This is a genomic window from Streptomyces sp. NPDC037421 (assembly GCF_055602105.1).
In genome coordinates, this window is the sequence record NZ_JBVJWV010000079.1 from 1 (window position 1) to 4782 (window position 4782).

Consider the following 4782-nt stretch of genomic DNA (forward strand, 5'->3'; position numbering starts at 1 on the left):
CCCGACGCCCCCATCATCACCACCGACGCCCGCCACCGCGCGGACGCCAAGAGCGCACTCATCACGCTCGTCGAGCACGCCCTCATGGCCCGGCTCAAGTAACACGCATTACAAGGCAATACGCCGGGGGCGGGCTGTGTTCTCGAACACGGCCCGCCCCCGGCGTTCATAACGTTTCGACAGTGAATTGCCGCCAACCGGACACAGCGCGCGTTCGGACGGTGCCGCTGCGCTCACGACAGGCCCCATTTTTGCCGCAGCTCGCTCTTTATGTCCGTTTTATGTGGGGCATAAGGTTCTGGGAATGGCCGGATTCAACTGTTTGGAACACGGCGCTTAACCGTGCTGGAATTCAACGAACCAGCTAGTAGCACCGCTGAGAGGTTGTTGGTCGAGTGAGGCGAAGCAACTCGAGCCCCGCGGATGAACCCGCGCGAGGCAACTTCACCCCGCCGCCGCGCGCGGCCATGTCGCCCGTCGACGTGCCCGTGGAACCATCCACGAGCAGCGGAAGCACCAGCAAGCTCTCGCCCCGCAACTGGCGGGTGGCCACCAAGCTGAACGCCATCCTCATGGTTCCGGTCCTCGTCGGACTGGTCATGGGCGGCTTCCAGGTGAAGGGCTCGGTCGACAGCTGGAACGAGGCCAAGGACGCCGAAAAGACCGCCCGGATCGTCCAGGCCGCGGCCGAATACGGCCAGGCCCTCCTCAACGAGCGCGACCTCACGGCGGAGCCCCTCCTGAAGGGCGACCGCAACAACGACGCGGTGACGAAGGCCTACGCCGCCACGGACGCGGCCAAGGCCAAGTTCGCCAAGGCCGCGAAGGACCTCCCCGCCAAGCAGGGCCTGGAGCGCCGCCTCGAACTCTTCCGCCAGGAGGAGCCGAAGCTGGAGCAGGTCCGCAAGACGGCCTACGCCGTCCCGGAGACCCAGAAGAAGAACCTCCCCGCCTCGGCCGGCCCCATCCCGACCGAAGAGGGCTACGTGCTGGTCCAGCACTACCTCATGCAGTTCTCGAACGAACTGGGCCTGGGCACCGGAAACGTCACCAGCTACGGCCGCATGGTCTACGCGGTCGAGCTGGCCAAGGCCGCGAACTCGCTCCAGCGTTCCGTCGGCACGCACCTGCTGGTGCGCCCGAACGAGAACGAGGAAGTCCGCAAGGCCCAGCTGGTCGCCTTCTCCTCCTACGCCTACCTCGAAGAGATCGCCATCGGCGAGTACGTCGCCGCCGGCACCGACGAGGACACCAACCGGCTCAAGGAGGTCATGGGCAAGAAGTCCCAGGAGGGCGCCGCCAAGCTCGCCCAGGCCAAGCAGGCCGCCGAGCAGGCAGGCACCGTCTTCAAGGCTCCGCCCGTGGTGAACGGCTCCGCCCTCACCGGCATGACCGAGGCGATAGCCGGCGGCGAGAAGCCCGCCAAGCTCGCCCTCAACGGCACCACCGCCCCCGCCTGGCAGGCCGCCGCCACCGCCAAGTTCGACGGCTACGCCGAGATCGAGAAGGACCTCCTCGACAAGGCCGTCAAGGACGCCGTCGCGGTCTCCGACAAGTCGCGCGGCGACGCCATCCTGACCGGCGCCATCGTGGTCGTGGCCCTGCTGGCCGCCTTCATCCTGGCCGCCATGATGGCCCGCCAGATGAGCCGCTCGATGCGCCGTCTGCGCAGCTCCGCCTTCGACATCGCCGAGCAGCGCCTGCCCTCGCTCGTCGACCAGCTCTCGCGCACCGACCCGGGCAAGGTCGACACCCGCGTGGAGCCGATCCCGATCACCTCCCAGGACGAGATCGGCGAGGTCGCCCGCGCCTTCGACCAGGTCCACCGGGAAGCGGTCCGGCTCGCCGCCGAGCAGGCGCTCCTGCGAGGGAACGTCAACGCGATCTTCACCAACCTCTCCATGCGCAACCAGTCGCTGATCGAGGGCCAGCTGACCCTCATCACCGACCTGGAGAACAACGAGGCCGACCCGGACCAGCTGGAGAACCTCTTCCGCCTGGACCACCTGGCCACCCGTATGCGCCGCAACGGCGAGAACCTCCTCATCCTCGCGGGTGAGAACCCGGGCCGCCGCTGGGACCAGCCGGTGCCCCTCGTCGACGTGCTGCGCGCCGCCTCCTCCGAGGTGGAGCAGTACGAGCGCATCGAGCTCTCGGGCGTCTCCGAGGCCGAGATCCACGGCCAGGCCGTTACCGACCTCGTGCACCTGCTCGCCGAGCTCCTGGAGAACGCCACCACGTTCTCCTCCCCGCAGACCAAGGTCCGCGTGACCGCCACGCGTCTGCCCGACGGCCGCGTGATGGTCGAGATCCACGACAAGGGCATCGGCCTCACCGCCGAGGACTTCGCGGACATCAACCACAAGCTGGCCAACCCGCCGACCGTGGACGCCGCGATCTCGCAGCGCATGGGTCTCTTCGTGGTCGGCCGGCTGGCGGACCGCCACAGCATCCGCGTCCAGCTGCGCCCCTCGGGCGAGGCGGCCGGCACCACCTCGCTGGTCATGCTCCCCGACGCCATCACCCACGGTGGCGGTGGCGAGGGCATCCCGGACGACGACTTCACCGTCTCCTCGATCATTCCGCAGCAGCAGGCCCAGCAGGCCGCCCCGCTGCGGACGGCCGCGGAGCTCGGCTTCGACGACTCCGCCTACGACGCCCCGGGCGCCCAGGGCGGCGACGCGAAGCCCTCGGACGCGGTCGGCCGGTCCCTGGGCCGCGAGGAGCGCAGGGCCGCGCTGGAGGCGCAGCTCAACTTCCCGCAGGCGCAGGACCAGGAGCAGTACCCCGGTCCCGAGGCCCAGGACTATCCGGAACCCCAGCCGGAGCACGGGTACCAGGAGTACCAGGGCTACGAGCAGCAGTCCGCGCAGGGCTACGAGGCTCCGTACGACTCCCAGCAGCAGCCGGGGGCCTACGAGACGTACCCGGAGCAGGGCTACGCGTATCCGGAGTCCGGCTACCAGGACGGGCAGCAGCCCGCCCAGGCGTACGACGGCGGCTACGAGGACCAGTCCCAGCAGGCCGAGTGGCCCGGGCAGAACACCTACCCGGGCTCCTACCAGCAGGATTACGGGACCGATTCGGAATCCCCCTCCGCTCCCGAACCGGCCCCGGACCGCGTAGGCTTCGACCGTCCGGGCGCCGCTGCCGACGCCGGTCACGAGATGACCGGGGCGGGCCTGCCGCGACGCGGCAGCCAGCAGCAGTGGCAGCCGGCGCAGCAGGAAGCGGAGTCCGCCGGATCCCTCTTCGAGCAGCGGCCGCAGCGTCAGCAGCAGCCCGCCGAACCGAAGCGGGAGCCGGAGGAGGCAGCAGCCGGCGCGGGCTGGCGCTCGACGAACGACGAGCGCTGGCAGCAGGCCGGCAAGCTCCGTGAGCCGAAGGCGGGCGGGGTCACCTCGTCCGGTCTCCCTCGGCGCGTGCCCAAGGCCAACCTGGTCGAGGGCGCTGCGGAGACGACCCCGCAGGGAGGCCCCCAGGTCTCCCGCGCCCCGGAGGACGTCCGTGGCAGGTTGAGCAACCTGCGGCGCGGTGTCCAGCAGGGACGGACCGCGGGTTCCGAGCAGTCAAGTAACAGCTATGACCAGGAGCGTTAGTGTGAGCGCGATGAGCCAGGCGGCGCAGAACCTGAACTGGTTGATCACCAACTTCGTGGACAACACCCCCGGGGTGTCCCACACGGTGGTGGTCTCCGCCGACGGCCTTCTGCTGGCGATGTCCGACGGATTCCCGCGCGACCGCGCCGATCAGCTGGCGGCCGTGGCCTCCGGCCTGACCTCGCTGACCGCCGGTGCCTCCCGGATCTTCGAGGGCGGCGCCGTCAACCAGACCGTTGTGGAGATGGACCGCGGGTTCCTCTTCCTGATGTCCGTCTCCGACGGATCCTCGCTCGCGGTGCTCGCGCACCCCGAGTGCGACATCGGCCTCGTGGGCTACGAGATGGCCCTCCTTGTGGACCGCGCGGGCAGTGTCCTCACCCCGGACCTGCGCGCGGAGCTCCAGGGAAGCCTTCTCAACTAGCAAACGGGCAGTGCGTTTCGCGTCATCGCACCGTAGGGTGCGGTGGCGCGGTTCCACAGGGAGTACTGCGTTCTTGGAGTCGGAGGAGGAAACGTGACAACACCCGGAGGACATCCTTATGGCGGCCAGCAGCCGCAGGGTGGGCACGACCAGAACCGCTTCAACTTCCCCTCCTCCCCGAGCCGGCCCGTGCCGGAGCACAACCCCTACGCCCAGCAGCCGTACGGCCAGCCCCAGCAGCCCCAGGCGCCCCACCGGCTTCCGCACCAGCCCCCCAGGGCAGCGCAGCCGCAGGCCCCGAAGGCGCACAACCCGCTGGTGCGCCCGTACGCGATGACCGGCGGCCGTACCCGGCCGCGCTACCAGCTCGCCATCGAGGCGCTGGTCAGTACCACGGCGGATCCCGCGCGCCTGCAAGGGCAGTTGCCCGAGCACCAGCGCATCTGCCGCCTGTGCCAGGAGATCAAATCCGTTGCGGAGATCTCGGCACTTCTCTCCATTCCTCTTGGTGTCGCCCGAATCCTCGTCGCCGACCTGGCGGAGGCGGGCCTTGTCGCCATTCACCAGCCCGGCGGCGACGAGTCTGCCGGCGGCCAGCCAGATGTGACACTGCTCGAAAGGGTGCTCAGTGGACTTCGCAAGCTCTAACGGCGGAGCGGCTCCGCGCTCCACCACCTCCGCGAAGATCGTGGTGGCGGGCGGCTTCGGCGTGGGCAAGACCACGTTCGTCGGCGCGGTCTCCGAGATCAACCCCCTGCG

3 protein-coding genes and 2 pseudogenes are annotated in these 4782 nt (G+C 69.4%); all 5 read left to right on the plus strand.

Translation table 11 applies throughout. From position 1 onward, the window contains the following. Positions 1–102 (plus strand): annotated as a pseudogene (locus ACZ7IF_RS39165) (ATP-binding protein); the annotation flags it as partial. A gap of 293 nt (positions 103–395) precedes the next feature. After that, positions 396–3599 carry a sensor histidine kinase gene (locus ACZ7IF_RS39170; RefSeq protein WP_470981811.1) on the plus strand — a complete coding sequence of 1068 codons (3204 nt, stop codon included), beginning with the start codon at positions 396–398 and terminating at the stop codon, positions 3597–3599. A gap of 10 nt (positions 3600–3609) precedes the next feature. Beyond that, a complete protein-coding gene (locus ACZ7IF_RS39175) occupies positions 3610–4023 on the plus strand; it encodes a roadblock/LC7 domain-containing protein (protein ID WP_030037347.1) in 414 nt (137 codons plus the stop codon). Between the two features lie 93 nt (positions 4024–4116). Continuing rightward, a complete protein-coding gene (locus ACZ7IF_RS39180; RefSeq protein ID WP_362474798.1) occupies positions 4117–4671 on the plus strand; it encodes a DUF742 domain-containing protein in 555 nt (184 codons plus the stop codon). Continuing rightward, a pseudogene (locus ACZ7IF_RS39185) lies at positions 4652–4782 on the plus strand (ATP-binding protein); the annotation flags it as partial. The gene ACZ7IF_RS39180 and the pseudogene ACZ7IF_RS39185, both read left to right, overlap by 20 nt.